Genomic DNA, 15,310 nt, shown 5'->3' on the forward strand with positions numbered 1-15,310 from the left:
TTACTCGTCGACTGGGTCGGCAGGCCGGACAGCGTCCGGACCCTCGGTCAGCAGCAGCGTGAAGCCTGCTTCGTCGAGCACGGGAACCCCGAGTTCGACGGCCTTGTCGTGCTTGCTTCCCGGCGATTCGCCGACGACGACGAACGCCGTCTTCTTCGACACCGATCCGGCCGCCTTGCCGCCACGTGCGAGGATCGCCTCCTTCGCCTGGTCACGCGAGTAGTTCTCGAGCGAACCCGTGACGACGATCGACATGCCTTCGAGGTTCCGAACGATCGAGTCGTCGCGCTCGTCCTCCATCCGGACGCCCGCGGCGCGCCACTTCTCGACGATGGTTCGGTGCCACGGCACGGTGAACCATTCGGCCACGGCCTTGGCCATGGTGGGGCCGACGCCGTCGACCGCAGCCAGCTCTTCTTCCGACGCGTTCTCGATGCGTTCGAGGCTGCCGAACTCGGTGGCGAGCGCACGACCGGCGGACGGTCCGACATGGCGGATGGACAGGCTGACGAGAACCCGCCACAGCGGCCGGTCCTTGGCCTTGTCGAGATTGTCGAGCAACCGTCGGCCGTTCGCGGACAGCGCGCCGCCCTTGGTCCGGAAGATCGACGTCTTCAACAGGTCGTCCTCCGTGAGCGAGAAGATGTCGCCCTCGTCGAGCACCACTTCGGCTTTCAACAGATCCGTCGCCGCCTCGTAACCGAGACCTTCGATGTCGAACCGGCCTCGCTCGGCGACGAAGAACAGGCGTTCACGACGCTGACCAGGGCAGAACTGGGAGTTGGGGCAGCGAAGGTCGGCGTCGCCCTCCTTCGCGGGAGCCAGCGTGGTGCCGCACTCGGGGCACTCGGTGGGCATGACGAACTCGGTCTCGTCACCTGTGCGTGCGTCGACGACCGGCCCCAGAACCTCGGGAATGACCTCGCCCGCCTTGCGGATGGTGACGGTGTCGCCGATCAGCACGCCCTTGCGTTTGACTTCGGACCCGTTGTGCAGCGTTGCCAACGACACCGTCGAACCGGCCACGAGCACCGGTTCCATGTACGCGAACGGAGTGACACGGCCCGTACGGCCGACATTGACCCTGATGTCGAGGAGCTTGGTGGTGACTTCCTCGGGCGGATACTTGTAGGCGATGGCCCAGCGCGGCGCGCGCGAGGTGGTACCGAGCCTGCGGTGCAGAGCCATCTCGTCGACTTTGACGACGAGCCCGTCGATCTCGTGTTCGACGTCGTGGCGATGGGTGTCCCAGTACTCGACCTTCTCGACGACGGCGTCGATGCCCTCCACCTGGCTGGTGTGGGTCGACACGGGCAGACCCCACGCCTTCAACGCTTCGTAGGCGTGCAGCTGCGAGTCGGGCGAAAACCCTTCCATTCGGCCGAAACCGTGGCAGATCATGCCGAGTCGACGACGCGCGGTGACCGCGGGATTCTTCTGCCTCAGCGACCCTGCTGCCGAGTTCCGGGGATTCGCGAACGGCGCTTTGCCCTCCTCGACGAGCGCGGCGTTGAGCGCCTGGAAGTCCTCCAACCGGAAGAACACCTCGCCGCGCACTTCCAACAAGGCCGGAATGGGATGATCGGGACTCTCGGTCAACGTCTCGGGGATGTCGTCGATGGTCCGCGCGTTCAACGTGACGTCCTCGCCGGTGCGGCCGTCGCCACGCGTGGCACCGCGGACGAGTGTGCCGTTCTCGTAGACCAGGTTGAGCGCTACACCGTCGATCTTGACCTCGCACAGGTAGTGCAGACCGGATCCGGTTTCCGACTCGACGCGTTTGGCCCAGGCACGAAGCTCGTCGTAGTCGAACACGTTGTCCAAGCTCAACATTCGTTCGAGATGGTCGACGGCGGTGAACTCGGTGGCGAACCCGCCCCCGACCAGCTGCGTCGGCGAGTCGGCGGTACGGAGCTCGGGATGTGCTTCCTCCAGCGCGTTCAGATCGCGCAGCAGAGCGTCGAATTCGCCGTCGGAGATGATCGGCGAGTCGCGCACGTAGTAGCGGAACTGGTGGCCACGCACTTCCTCGGCCAACTTCTGCCACTGCTCCCGATCTTCGCTGGATGCCGGTGTGCCGGCAGCCACGGCGTCAGCGGTGTCGGTCGAAGCAGGTACGTCAGTCGATTCGTCCACTCCCGAAGATTATCGGAATACACCGACACCAAACCTCGCCGAACGAACCTCCTACAGCGAGTCCGGCGCGTCACCGAACGCATCGGCGACGTTCTCGACCAACGTGAGCGCGGTGCGCGCCCATTCGGGGGTCGCCGAGGCCAACCCGCACGCGGGCGTGACCGACACCTGAGAGGCCAGCGTCGACCTCGGGAATCCCAGCCGATCGACGAGCGTCACCGCAGGTGCCGCCGCCTCTCGCCAGGTCGGCGTACGTTCCGGCGTCGTACCGGGGACGACGCCGAGGACGAGCGTTTTCCCTGCCTGCAGAAGCTCGCCGACCGCGTCCAGGTCGGAAGAACGCAGCAGCGACGCATCGAGCGCGACGGCGTCCGCGGCGCTGCGACGGATCAGATCGATGGGCACACCCGTGGCGCAGCAGTGCACCATCGCGGGTACTCCGATCGAATCGAGAACGGAATCGAGCAGCTCCAGCGCGTCGGGTTCGGGAAATGCCGGCACGGGATCGAGTCGGCTCACACCCGGTAGCGAACCGCGAAGCACCGCAGGCAAACTCGGCTCGTCGAGCTGAACGACGACGTCGACGCCGAGCCGCCGACGCAGTTCGGCGACGTGCTCACGGATGCCCTCGGCCAGCGATTCCGCAACGTGCCGGACGGCTCCCCGATCGGTGAGCACGCGATGCGCGTTCCGAAGTTCGACCTCGGCCGCCATCGTGAACGGTCCGGCGACCTGCGCCTTCAGCACCGACAGAGACGCCGCGAAACCGCCTGTCTCCCACAACTCTTCGAGTATGTCGAGATCGCGACTCAACAGGTCCTCGGCGTGGCGCCCTGCCCGAGTCGCCCGCTGCGCGATGCGATATCCGGACGTGCGCACATCGAGTTCGACGTCGACCATCAACGCCCCGGTACGACCGATCAGGTCGGCGCCGAGCCCACGGGCGGGCAGTTCGACGACATGGGGCAGGGCGGGCAATTCACCAAGCACGATGCCCGCCGCCTCACGCACGTCGGTGCCGGGCCACGAGCCGATTCCGGTCGCGAGTCCGGCGAAAACGCTGCTGCTCACTCGCTCTCGGAACGGGTGCCCGCGATGGTGGCGCTACCGATGACGATGTCGCCCAACACATCTCGCCGATACAGTACGGCCGCCTGTCCCTTCGCGACACCGGTGAGCGCACTGCGGAGTTGGATGTCCATACCGCCGTCGGACGTCGCCTCGGCGACCGCTTCGGTGGTTCCTCCGTGCGCGCGCACCTGAACGACGCACTCGATCGGTCCGGTCGGCGCGACGCCGTCGGTCCAGATGGCACGCTCGCCGGTGATGCCCCAGACGTCGAGACGCGTTGCCGACCCGACGATGACGTTGCCGCTGTCGGGTTCGATGGCCGTCACGTAGCGGGGTTTGCCGTCGGCGGCAGGACCCTGCACGCCGAGGCCCTTGCGCTGGCCGATCGTGAATCCGTGGACTCCGTCGTGGTCGGCCAGTTCGGCACCGGTGTCCGCGTCGACGACCTTGCCCGGCCGGATGCCGATCTTCGCGCCGAGGAATGCACGTGTGTCACCGGACGGGATGAAGCAGATGTCGTGACTGTCCGGCTTGTCGGCGACGGCGAGTCCCCGTTCGGCGGCTTCGGCACGGATCTCGGACTTCGGCGTGTCACCGATCGGGAACATCGCACGCGAGAGCTGGGCCTTGTTCAGCACCGCGAGTACGTAGGACTGGTCCTTGTCGGCGTCGACCGCGCGGCGCAGCACACCGTCGTGCAGCTGGGCGTAGTGGCCCGTGGCAACGGCATCGAAGCCCAACGCCAGCGCACGGTCGGCGAGCGCCGAGAACTTGATCTTCTCGTTGCACCGCAGGCACGGGTTCGGGGTCTCCCCCGCCGCGTAGGACTCGACGAAGTCGTCGATGACGTCTTCCTTGAACCGGTCGGCGAAGTCCCAGACGTAGAACGGGATGCCGAGGACGTCGGCGGCACGTCGGGCGTCTCCCGCGTCCTCCTTGGAGCAGCAGCCCCTCGAACCGGTCCGGAGCGTTCCGGGGTCACTCGACAGAGCGAGGTGCACGCCGACGACGTCGTGCCCTTCGTCCACTGCCCGGGCCGCCGCGACAGCCGAGTCCACTCCGCCGCTCATCGCAGCCAAAACACGCATCAGCGTTGTCCTCCCCGAGCTCCTACGCTCGCCAGTCCCGCAGCGCGGGCACGTTCTGTCACCTGTGGCAACGCAGCCAGAAGTCGATCCACGTCGTCGTCCGACGATCCGGCCCCGAGCGAGAAACGCAAGGATCCGCGCGCGGTCACCGGGTCGGCGCCCATGGCGATCAGCACATGACTCGCGCGAGCGACGCCCGCGGTACATGCCGATCCGGTCGAACATTCTATCCCGGCCGCGTCGAGCAGCATGAGCAGGGAATCACCCTCGCATCCGGGGAACGTGAAGTGCGCGATGCTGTCGAGACCGCCGTCGCCCTGCGCACCGTTGACGATCACGCCGGGATCGATGGCCCGAACTCCGGCGATCATCTTCTCGCGCAGCCGCGTCAGCTCTCGGTGGCGCGCGGAACGGGTGTCGACGGTGTCCTTCAGCGCTGCCGCCATGGCGACGACGGACGCGGTGTCGTGCGTCCCGGACCGTACGTCCCGCTCGTGCCCGCCACCGTGGAGCAGCGGCACACACGGAACGCTGCGGCCGAGCAACAACGCGCCGACGCCCTGCGGTCCACCGAATTTGTGTGCCGCGATGCTGAGTGCCGACAGTCCGCTGGCGGCGAAGTCGACGGGAAGGTGGGGCACGGCCTGGATGGCGTCGCTGTGCATCGGGATGCCGTACTCCTGCGCGACGGCAGCGAGCTCCGCGATCGGCATGATGGTGCCGACCTCGTTGTTGGCCCACATGACGGTGATCAGCGCGATCTCGTCACCGCGCAGCGCGAGCTCGGCGCGCAGAGTGTCCGGCTGGACGCGTCCGGACGCGTCGACCGGCAGCCACGTGACGTCGGCACCCTCATGCGCGGCGAGCCACTCCACCGCGTCGAGAACCGCGTGGTGTTCCACCGAGCTCGCGACGATCCGGGTGCGCGACGGTTCGGCGTCGCGCCTGGCCGCGAAGATGCCCTTGACCGCGAGGTTGTCGCTCTCGGTTCCGCCTGAGGTGAAGATCACCTCGGACGGCCGTGCGCCGAGATTCTCCGCAATGGACTCGCGCGCTTCCTCGACGCGCCTGCGGGCTGCGCGCCCCGATCCGTGCAGCGACGACGCGTTGCCGACGGTGGCGAACACGGCCGTCATCGCCTCGATCGCGGCGGACGACATGGGCGTCGTCGCAGCATGATCGAGGTAGACGGGTGCGCTCGAGGCAGTGGTAGCAGCCGAACTGCGGGCAGAAGGCATAACGCTGTTCAGGATAGCCGCTCGGCGTGAGCCGGAAGAACGCGCGAGATTCCGCCGAGGGTCAGGCGCCCTGCTGCATCGCCGAATGAAGTACGACGTTCCCGGCGATCACACCGTGCAGGTCGGCGCTCAGCGCATCGCCGGATCGCACCGATGCCTCGCACCGCCGCGCGAGGTCTCGACGATCGTTTCCCGGCGGTTCCGGCGCCGCGAGTCCGACTTCGGCGACAATCCCTTTCAGGCGGAAGATCCTGGAGATCGATTGTCCGATCGTCTCGTCGCCGACGAAGCACGTCGACGTCGTCTGCTCACCGGAAGCGTCGACATAGCGCAGTCGGACCGGTTGAACCCATGTCTCGGTGTCCACGGCGGCCTGGAACATCGCCGGGCGGAACGACCCGTAGGCACGGCCACACCACGTCGTCGCTTCGGGGAATGCGACGACCGTGCCGCCCCCGCGCAGCCGGTCCGCGACCTGTTCCACGGTGCCGGGCAGTGCGCGCAGGCTGCGTCGGTGGATCGGCAAAACCTTCATCGCGCGGGCGAGAACTCCGAGAACCGGCCAGTCGATCAGATCGCCGCGGGCGACGAACGTCGCAGGTCGCAGCGCGGTGAGCACGATGACGTCGGTCCACGAGACGTGGCCGGCCACGACGAGCGCGCCGCCCTCGGTCCTGGACTTCTCCCGCACCGACCGCTGGTCGTCGACGCGCAGGCCGATCCCGATCGCGAACAGCAGCATCCTGGCCCCGAAGCGCGTCACACTCCGCCGCGCGTGCGGAGACGCCACCCCGACGAGAATCAGGATCGGCAGAAGCATCAGCGCCGTGACGGCGAGGAGCGTTCGCAGAACGACAACGACGGTCCGGACCGCCGACGTGTCACGTCCGATGCAGCTGTCGCCGCACGGGCTCGACGGCATCCACGCGTGATCGATCTCGGGCGGGGCCGAGGTCGCCGCGACGTCTCGGCATGTCATCGGCCGGCCTGCGAGTCGTAGGTCGCGGCGGCGCTTCTGAGTCGGTCGAGGTATCGCGTGTTGGCTTCGCGGAGTCCGAGCAGCGCGACGAAGTCGGCGACACCGAAGTCCGGGTCGTGAGCGGGCTCGCCACAGATCGTCGCGTTCAAGCGCAGGTACCCGCGCAGCAGCGGCGGCACGGACGGTCGGGCCGGGGGAACAAGGTCGTCGAGCGTACGGCCGTCGACGACGACGGGGTTGTGTGGGATCGCCCGCCGGTCGGCCGGCGAGGCGTGCTTGGTCAGGAGAAGATCGCGCACGCCGCGTACGTTGACGCCGGGTTCGTCGTCCGGCGTGGCCTGTATCGGCACGGACACGCAGCCCATCACCCATTCGAGGCCGGTCACTTCGAGGTAGTGCAGGATTCCCGACCACATGAGTCCGAGAACCGAGCCGGAACGATGCTCGGGACGGACGACGGCCCGGCCCATCTCGACGACCCGGGACGACGCTGGATCGAGTGCGGACAGATCGAATTCCGTTGCGCTGTAGTAGCCGCCCGCGCGAGCGGCGGCGTCGGGCGGAAGCATGCGGTAGCAGCCGACGAAATCGTCGGTCAGGTTGTCACGGACGAGAAGATGGTCGCAGAAGTCGTCGAATCGGTCGGCGTCGAGGCCGTTCGTGTCGGCGGGGATCTCGAACCCCGGTTCGGAGGCGAACACGTCGTAGCGAAGCCGCTGTGCGGCTTCCCGGTGGTAGCGGTCCGTGGAGAGGACCAGCGAGTACCTGTCGGTGGCAGGCGCGGCGGGAGCGGTGGTCGCGAGCTCCGCTGCGGCCGAGGTCATGACTGAAGTGGTCATGATGCTGTGTCTAACGAGCTTCAGCACCGTCCGCGCATCACCTGGGTTACGTGTCCGAACACGTTGTGTGAACGGCTGTATCACACAGTTCGGCCCCCGCACCCAGTGGGTACGGGGGCCGATTCGGCTACGACGTGTCAGCCCTTGTGCTTCTTGACAGCATCGGTCAGCTGCGGTGCGACGTTGAACAGGTCGCCCACGACACCGAAGTCCGCGATCTCGAAGATGGGAGCTTCCTCGTCCTTGTTGACGGCGACGATGGTCTTCGAGGTCTGCATACCTGCGCGGTGCTGGATCGCGCCGGAGATACCGAGCGCGATGTACAGCTGCGGCGAGACCGTCTTACCGGTCTGTCCGACCTGGAACTGGCCCGGGTAGTAGCCGGAGTCGACGGCGGCGCGCGATGCACCGACGGCGGCACCGAGCGAATCGGCGAGCTCCTCGACGACGTTGAACTTGTCCGCGCTGCCGACGCCACGTCCACCGGAAACGACGACCGACGCCTCGGTGAGCTCGGGACGGTCGCCACCGACGATCGGGTCACGCGAGGTGACCTTGGTGACGCCTTCTTCCTGGGCCGGGACCTCAACCGTCTCGCGGGTGCCCGCGCCGGCCTTCGGCTCTGCCTCGACTGCGCCGGGGCGCACCGAGATGACCGGGACGTCGCCGTTGGCCTTGGCCTCGACGGTGTACGCGCCACCGAAGATGGAGTAGACGGCACTGCCGTCACCGTTGACCGCGACGACGTCGGAGTGCAGGCCGGAACCGAGGCGTGCAGCCAGACGTCCGGCCACCTCCTTGCCCTCGGTGCTCGACGCGGTGATGATCGCGGCGGGGCTGACCGACTCGGCCAGAGACGACAGCACGTCGATCTTCGGGGTCAACAGGAAGCCGTCGACGTCGTCGGACTCGGCGGCGTAGATCTTCTCGGCACCGGCCTCGGTCAAGGCGTCGGCGAGCTTGTCGGTGGTGCCGGCCGGACCGGTCACGACTGCGGACGGCTCGCCGAGAGCGCGTGCCGCGGTGATGAGTTCGAGACTGACCTTCTTCAGGCTTCCCTCTGCGTGCTCGACGAGCACAAGTACTTCTGCCATGTTCTAGCTTCTCCTCTTGTGGTCTGGCTGCTTGGGGTGGGCGATCAGATGATCTTCTGGCCGACGAGGTAGGCCGAGATCTTGTCTCCGCCGTCGCCTTCGTCGGTGACGCGCTCACCAGCAGTCTTGGGAGGCTTCGGCGTGGACGAGGTCACCGTGGTGCCTGCGTTCTCGACACCGACGGTCTCTGCCTCGACGCCGATGTCCGCGAGGGTCAGCGTCTGGACCGTCTTCTTCTTGGCGGCCATGATGCCCTTGAAGGACGGGAAGCGCGGCTCGTTGATCTTCTCGGTGACGCTGACGATGGCGGGCAGCGTGGCCTCGAGGCCGAAGATGCCTTCGTCGGTCTCGCGTTCTCCGGAGACCTTGTCGCCGTCGACGACGAGCTTGCGCAGCTGCGTCAACTGCGGGATGCCGAGGTATTCGGCGATGATCGCGGGAACGGCTCCGGTGCGGCCGTCGGTGGCCTCGTTACCGGCGATGATCAGCTCGGTGGCCTCGCCGTTCTCGAACTCGATCTGGCCGAGTGCCGCCGCGAGTGCCCATGCGGTCTGGATCGCGTCCGAACCGTGCAGCGCAGGATCGTTCAGGTGGACGGCGCTGTCGGCGCCCATGGACAGAGCCTTGCGGATGGCGTCAGTCGCGCGGTCGGGGCCTGCGGACAGCACCTTGACCTCACCACCCTTGGACTCCTTGATGAGCAGTGCTTCCTCGACCGCGCGCTCGTTGATCTCGTCGAGCACGGCGTCGGCGGCTTCACGATCGAGGGTGAAGTCACCGTCGGTCAGCTTGCGCTCGGACCACGTGTCGGGAACCTGCTTGATCAATACGACGATGTTCGTCATGGGTCTGCGTCGACCTCCTGGTCATGTTCCGCTGAATCGAGTGTTCGTATGGGTTCTTGCAGTTCTAGCACCTGGCCGTAGATTACCCCATGTCTAGTTACCGGTGGGTAACTTACTGCGTTTCCCGCCTGACCATACATCCAGGAGGGCCACGCCAGGGACTGCCCGTCGCTGTCCTACTGGGCAGTAGAGGCATTACCCTCTCGTCGGTGAGCGATTCATCGAACGCAGGTTCCGTCGTGGACGGCGCGCCCGAACCGTTACCCCTCACCGGGGAGCGCACGGTTCCCGGCATCGCCGAGGAGAACTACTGGTTCCGTCGGCACGAAGTCGTCTACGAGCACCTGCGAGATCGTTGCGCGGGCAAGGTCGTACTGGAGGCCGGTTCCGGTGAGGGCTACGGCGCGAACATGATCGCCGACGTCGCGACGTCCGTCGTCGGCCTCGATTACGACGCGTCGGCGGCAGCGCACGTCCTGACGCGTTACCCCCGCGTCGGAATGCTGCGCGGGAACCTGGCGCAGCTACCCCTGGCCGACGACTCCATCGACGTCGTCGTCAATTTCCAGGTCATCGAGCATCTGTGGGACCAGGCTCAATTTCTCGCCGAGTGCCACCGCGTACTCGCCCCCGGCGGAGTTCTGTTGATCAGCACGCCGAACCGCATCACGTTCTCCCCCGGGCGTGACACTCCCCTGAATCCGTTCCACACCCGTGAGCTGAATGCCGCAGAACTCACCGAACTGCTGGGCGACGCTCGATTCACGGTCGAGACGATGACAGGCGTGCACCACGGCTCGGTCCTGCGCGCCCTGGACACCAAACACGGTGGTTCGTTCATCGACGCGCAGATCGAACGTGCACTCGCGGGCGAGCCGTGGCCCGACGATCTGACGGCCGATGTCGCGGGAATTCGCTCGTGCGACTTCGAGATTCGCACCTCCGACATCGATGCCAGCCTCGATCTGGTGGCCGTCGCAACGAAGCCTGCGACCTCGGTGAGCGAGTGAGCGAACGCCGCACTCCGGTGACCGAGCCAGGGATGTTCGCCCTGGTTCTGCACTCCCACCTTCCCTGGCTCGCCAATCACGGACGGTGGCCCGTGGGCGAGGAATGGCTGTACCAGTCGTGGGCCGGCTCGTATCTGCCGTTGGTGGAGATGCTCGGCCGGCTGGCCGACGAGGGCCGCACGAACCTGCTGTCGCTCGGCATCACTCCGGTGCTGGCCGCCCAACTCGACGACCCGCACTGCCTGTCCGGCATGCATCACTGGCTGGGCAATTGGCAGCTGCGTGCGCACGAGGCGACCGATCGCGGACTGTCGACGCGTGAGCACAGGGCCGCGTCGCACGCTCTCGACACGTTCGAAACACAGTGGCGCCATGGGGGTTCCGCCGCGATTCGCCGGCTCGTCGACGCCGGAACGGTCGAGTTGCTCGGTGGACCGCTCGCACATCCGTTCCAGCCTCTCCTCGACGAGCGATTGCGCGAATTCTCGCTGTCCGAGGGGCTTTCGGATGCCCGGTCACGATGGGGCACCCGCCCGACGGGTATCTGGGCTCCGGAATGCGCCTACGCACCGGGCATGGAATTCGGTTATGCCGCAGCGGGAGTGACGCATTTCATGGTCGACGGCCCGGCGCTGCGCGGCGACACGACACTCGGCCGTCCCGTTCGCGAGTCCGACGTCGTCGCGTTCGGTCGCGATCTGACGGTCAGTTATCGGGTGTGGTCGCCGAAATCGGGATATCCGGGCCACCCCGCGTATCGCGACTTCCACACCTACGACCACGCGACGGGGCTCAAGCACGCACGGGTGACGGGCCGGACCGTCGATTCCGCCGACAAGGAACCCTACGATCCCGAACGCGCATCCGCTGCCATCGACAAGCACGTCGCCGATTTCGTCGACTCGGTTCGACGACGCCTGCGCGAGGAGTCCGACCGAATCGGACGAGGCGCCCTGGTCGTCGCTGCCTTCGACACCGAACTGTTCGGCCACTGGTGGTTCGAGGGCCCGGTGTGGCTGGAGCGTGTACTGCGCGCATTGCCGGAGGCCGGAATCGACGTCGGGACGCTCGACGGCGCTCGGACGCGTGGCTACGTCGGCACGCCCGTCGACCTGCAGAAGTCGTCGTGGGGATCGGGCAAGGACTGGCGTGTCTGGGCGGGCGACGCCGTCGCCGACCTGGTGACGCTGAACGCCGAGGTCTCGGCCCTGGCATTGGACACGATCGACAAGAACGCGTCTCGCGAGTCCGACGGGCCCGTATTGCGCAACCGGGTCGACGACCAGATTCTGCGTGAGACACTGTTGGCACTGGCAAGCGACTGGGCGTTCATGGTCAGCAAGGACTCCGCCGCAGGATATGCCCGCGACCGCGCGCACATCCATGCGCACGCGCTGCGGGAGATCGCCGACGCGGTCGCGCGGGGTCCGGTCGGCAGGGCCGCCGAACTCGCCGAACGGTGGAATCGGGCCGACGGCTTGTTCCCCGGACTCGACGCCAGACGTTTGCGTGGGGATCATCGTGACGAAGGGGCGGCCGAGTGAAGATTCTGATGGTGTCGTGGGAGTACCCACCCGTCGTCGTCGGCGGGTTGGGCAGGCACGTACATCATCTGGCGACCGAGCTGGTGCGGGCAGGCCACGAGGTGGTGGTCCTGTCGCGTCGCCCGACGGGTACCGACGCCTCGACGCACCCCACCCTTCACCGCATCGAGGACGGCGTCCTCGTCGTCGCTGTCGCCGAGGATCCCGCACACTTCGTGTTCGGCGAGGACATGGCGGCGTGGACCCTTGCGATGGGCCACGCGATGGTTCGGGCGGGCATCGCCCTCGGCAAGCCGGGACTCGGTGACGGTTGGCAACCCGACGTCGTCCACGCGCACGACTGGTTGGTTGCACATCCGTCGATCGCGCTCGCCGAGCACTTCGACGTCCCACTGGTGTCGACCATCCACGCCACCGAAGCAGGGCGGCACAGCGGCTGGATCTCCGGGCCGATCAACCGTCAGGTCCACTCGATCGAGTGGTGGCTGGCCAACGACTCCGACGCCGTCATCACGTGTTCGACATCGATGAAGGACGAGGTGACACGGCTTTTCGGCATCAAGGACGCCGCCGTCACCGTCATCAGGAACGGGATCGACATCCGTACGTGGAGCTTTCGGCGTCGCGAACCGCGCTCGGAACCGGCCAAGCTGCTCTACGTCGGCAGGCTGGAGTACGAGAAGGGGGTCCAGGACGCGATCGCTGCACTCCGCCGCATCCGTCGTAGTCACCCCGGCACGACGCTTCACATCGCCGGTGAGGGAACACAATTCGCGTGGCTGTCGCAGCTGGCCCGCACGCACCGCGTCGCACGTGCGGTGTCGTTCCTCGGTTCGCTCGATCACACCGAACTCCTCGGGTGGCTGCACGGCGCCGACGCGATCGTATTGCCCTCTCGCTACGAGCCTTTCGGCATCATCGCGCTCGAGGCCGCGGCAGCCGGAACTCCGCTCGTGGCTTCGACCGCGGGCGGGCTCGGGGAAGCGATCGTCCACGGCACGACGGGCCTGTCGTTCGAGCCCGGCGACGTCGCCGGCTTGGCCACCGCCGTGCGGTCGGTTCTCGACAACGTGGACAAGGCGCAGGAACGTGCCGAGGCCGCGCGCGCCCGCCTGACGGTCGACTTCGACTGGAAGCACGTCGCGGACGCGACCGCGCAGGTGTACCTCGGAGCCAAACGGAAGGTGCGTTATCCGCTCGGCAGGCCGGTCATCGTCGAACGCGCGCTACCCGAACGAAGCTGAGTCGCCGCGGGCGGCTTCTGCCGCCTTCAGCGACTTCTTGCGTTCGATGTCCTCGAGCGCGGCGATGTACTCGGCGCGCGCCGCCGCGCCGGCTTCCCAGTCGGCCTTGCGGTTGCGCACGACCTTCGCCGGTGCGCCGACCGCGATGCTGTAGTCCGGGATCGTGCCCTTGACCACCGCGTGCGCACCCAGCACGCATCCGCGTCCGATGTCGGTCTCGCGCAACACCGTGACCTTCGCCGCGACCCACGTGTCCGGACCGATGCGGACGGGACCCTTGACGATGCCCTGATCCTTGATGGGCGTCGTCACGTCGTCCATGCGGTGGTCGAAATCGCAGATGTAGCACCAATCCGCGACGAGCGTCGACGCGCCGATCTCGATGTCGAGGTAGGTGTTGACGACGTTGTCCTTGCCGAACACCACCTTGTCGCCGATCCGCAGCGAGCCTTCGTGACACCGAATGGCATTGCCGTCGCCGATATGCACCCAGCGGCCGATCTCCAGCCTCGACAACTCGGGCGTCGAGTGGATCTCGACGTTCTTGCCGAGGAACACCATGCCGCGCAGAATCACGTGCGGATTGGCGGCCTTGAACTTCGCCAGACGGTAGTACCGCACCAGGTACCACGGCGTGTAGGCCTTGTTCTGCAGAACCCACCGCAGGGAATCGAGCGTCAGGAAACGTGCCTGTTCGTCGTCGCGCCGTCTCGATCCCCGCCAGCGCGAACGCAACGGCGCGTTCCACATACTCGTCATACCGAGCACCTTAGATAACCGGCCGCGCTCACTCCACCATGGCCCCGCACGGCCGCTTCGTCGGCGGACATCGGTGCCGGGATAGTCTCTTGTGCGACGCGCGTGCCCGGCGAACCATGCACGCGACCTGAGACGAGGGAGAAAAGCACGGTGCGTGGCGGCAGGGCAACGTTCGCTCGAGCAGCGGCAGTGGCAACCGCCGCACTGGTCGCCTCCACCGCCTGCGGAGGCAGCGACACCGTCGACGCCTTCGCTCCCGGAGCATGGCCCGCTGCGCACGGTGATTCTCGAAACAGCAGCTCCACCGGCCACGACGGATCGACCGACGTCGAACTGCAGTGGTCGCGCCCGCTGGGTGGCGCGGTGGGATCCCCGATCTCCATCGCCGCGAGCGGACAGATGTTCGTCGGCACGTACTCGGACGCAGGCTGCAACCTCTTCTCGTTCGAGATGGAGTCCGGCCGCAAGCGGTGGTGCAACCGCGTCGGACCGTCCGTCCCGACGGCCACACCTCTCGTCGACTCGGTCGCCAATGTGTACGTCGGCGACGACGGCGGATTCTCGTCGTTCAACGAGCACGGTCAATTACGTTGGCGGACACCGGTGTACGGCGTTCCCCGGTCTGCACAGTTCCTCGGCGACGGCAGTGTGCTCGCCGTGACGCATCTCGGCCAGGTCAACGTGCTCGACACACAGACCGGGCAGTTGACCGTGCCGATCCACGATCTGATCGAGCCGCCTTCTTTCCTGGAGTCTCCGGACACGAACTTCCTCGCGCCGACGACGGGTCTCGACGACTGCACTATCGGATCCCCGGAATGCCCCGTCGGCGCGGGCCCGGCTGTCGACCTCGATACGGGATCGATCTACCTCGTGCTGTGGCGCCCGGGAGCCATTGCGCCGCAACTGGTGTCGCTGTCCTACGATGCGCATGCGACTCCCTCCATCACCGAGAGATGGTCCTCGGAACTGCTGCCGGCAGCGGTAACGTCGAGCCCGGTCCTGTCGGCGGACGGGCAGACCGTCTACGTCGCGGACGTCGACGGCCGTCTCACCGCGTACGGCGCCGGCGACGGGGCGTCGAAGTGGGCGTACGGAGCTGGATTCGGTGTGTCGGCGTCGCCGTCCGTGTCGGCGGACGGGTCGATCGTGCCCTCGGGTGGTGACGGCATCGTGCAGTCGATCCGCGACGACGGCGATCACGCCACGCAGGTGTGGGCTCGTGACGATCTGAAGCAGGCCGGCGGACCCGTGCAGAGCGCGGACGGTGTCGTCCACACGGTCGTCCGCCGCGGCGACGATCTGGTACTGACGTCGCTCGACGGTTCGTCGGGCGAGACTCTGTCCGAGAGCACCCTTCCAGGCGCGCAGGGATCGACGGTCGGCACGTCGGTCGGACCGGAAGGTCAGATGGTGACGTCGACCAATCTGGGCGAGATCTTCACCTACGCACCCTGATTCGA

General features: G+C 67.0%; 13 protein-coding genes. 4 read left to right on the forward strand and 9 right to left on the reverse strand.

Annotated features, from left to right (window positions below; genetic code table 11):
* The 8 genes from ligA to RhoFasB10_RS21005 all read right to left on the reverse strand — a co-directional run bounded on the left by ligA (window position 1) and on the right by RhoFasB10_RS21005 (window position 9,290).
* Complete coding sequence (ligA, locus tag RhoFasB10_RS20970) at window positions 1-2,136, reverse strand: NAD-dependent DNA ligase LigA (RefSeq protein ID WP_167678371.1); 2,136 nt, start codon at window positions 2,134-2,136, stop codon at window positions 1-3.
* A 51-nt stretch (window positions 2,137-2,187) separates the two neighbouring features.
* Window positions 2,188-3,207, reverse strand: coding sequence for a methionine synthase (locus tag RhoFasB10_RS20975; RefSeq protein WP_167678373.1), 1,020 nt, complete (start codon window positions 3,205-3,207; stop codon window positions 2,188-2,190).
* Window positions 3,204-4,295 (reverse strand): tRNA 2-thiouridine(34) synthase MnmA, encoded by a 1,092-nt coding sequence (gene mnmA / locus RhoFasB10_RS20980; protein WP_114332641.1) that lies wholly within the window; start codon window positions 4,293-4,295, stop codon window positions 3,204-3,206. Before mnmA ends, RhoFasB10_RS20975 begins: the two co-directional genes overlap by 4 nt.
* On the reverse strand, window positions 4,295-5,533 hold the full coding sequence (locus tag RhoFasB10_RS20985; RefSeq protein ID WP_068428402.1) for a cysteine desulfurase family protein: 1,239 nt from the start codon (window positions 5,531-5,533) through the stop codon (window positions 4,295-4,297). The genes mnmA and RhoFasB10_RS20985 overlap by 1 nt, the downstream gene beginning before the upstream one ends.
* A 61-nt stretch (window positions 5,534-5,594) precedes the next feature.
* Window positions 5,595-6,512, reverse strand: coding sequence for a lysophospholipid acyltransferase family protein (locus tag RhoFasB10_RS20990; RefSeq protein WP_167678375.1), 918 nt, complete (start codon window positions 6,510-6,512; stop codon window positions 5,595-5,597).
* Complete coding sequence (locus RhoFasB10_RS20995; RefSeq protein WP_167678377.1) at window positions 6,509-7,351, reverse strand: GNAT family N-acyltransferase; 843 nt, start codon at window positions 7,349-7,351, stop codon at window positions 6,509-6,511. The genes RhoFasB10_RS20990 and RhoFasB10_RS20995 overlap by 4 nt, the downstream gene beginning before the upstream one ends.
* 137 nt (window positions 7,352-7,488) lie before the next feature.
* Window positions 7,489-8,445 carry an electron transfer flavoprotein subunit alpha/FixB family protein gene (locus RhoFasB10_RS21000; protein ID WP_068428393.1) on the reverse strand — a complete coding sequence of 319 codons (957 nt, stop codon included), beginning with the start codon at window positions 8,443-8,445 and terminating at the stop codon, window positions 7,489-7,491.
* 44 nt (window positions 8,446-8,489) lie between these two features.
* On the reverse strand, window positions 8,490-9,290 hold the full coding sequence (locus RhoFasB10_RS21005) for an electron transfer flavoprotein subunit beta/FixA family protein (RefSeq protein WP_068428390.1): 801 nt from the start codon (window positions 9,288-9,290) through the stop codon (window positions 8,490-8,492).
* A 209-nt stretch (window positions 9,291-9,499) separates the two neighbouring features.
* On the opposite strand from RhoFasB10_RS21005, the gene RhoFasB10_RS21010 reads away from it, so the two are divergent.
* Genes RhoFasB10_RS21010 through RhoFasB10_RS21020 form a run of 3 tightly spaced genes read left to right on the forward strand, consistent with a single transcriptional unit; the run spans window position 9,500 to window position 13,088 of the window.
* Complete coding sequence (locus RhoFasB10_RS21010; protein ID WP_346764444.1) at window positions 9,500-10,300, forward strand: class I SAM-dependent methyltransferase; 801 nt, start codon at window positions 9,500-9,502, stop codon at window positions 10,298-10,300.
* Between the two features lie 32 nt (window positions 10,301-10,332).
* Window positions 10,333-11,844, forward strand: a complete 1,512-nt coding sequence (locus RhoFasB10_RS21015; protein ID WP_167678397.1) for a glycoside hydrolase family 57 protein — start codon at window positions 10,333-10,335, stop codon at window positions 11,842-11,844.
* Window positions 11,841-13,088, forward strand: a complete 1,248-nt coding sequence (locus tag RhoFasB10_RS21020; RefSeq protein ID WP_167678381.1) for a glycosyltransferase family 4 protein — start codon at window positions 11,841-11,843, stop codon at window positions 13,086-13,088. Before RhoFasB10_RS21015 ends, RhoFasB10_RS21020 begins: the two co-directional genes overlap by 4 nt.
* On the opposite strand, the gene RhoFasB10_RS21025 is transcribed toward RhoFasB10_RS21020, so the two are convergent.
* Entirely contained in the window at window positions 13,071-13,847 is a 777-nt protein-coding gene (locus RhoFasB10_RS21025) for an acyltransferase (RefSeq protein WP_068428383.1), read from the reverse strand. The genes RhoFasB10_RS21020 and RhoFasB10_RS21025 overlap by 18 nt on opposite strands.
* 189 nt (window positions 13,848-14,036) lie before the next feature.
* Here RhoFasB10_RS21025 and RhoFasB10_RS21030 point away from each other — a divergent pair, with 189 nt between their 5' ends.
* Entirely contained in the window at window positions 14,037-15,305 is a 1,269-nt protein-coding gene (locus tag RhoFasB10_RS21030) for a PQQ-binding-like beta-propeller repeat protein (protein WP_346764445.1), read from the forward strand.
* Window positions 15,306-15,310: the final 5 nt, after the last annotated feature.

This window comes from Rhodococcus sp. B10 (genome assembly GCF_011770055.1).
Lineage (GTDB): Bacteria > Actinomycetota > Actinomycetes > Mycobacteriales > Mycobacteriaceae > Rhodococcoides > Rhodococcoides kyotonensis_B.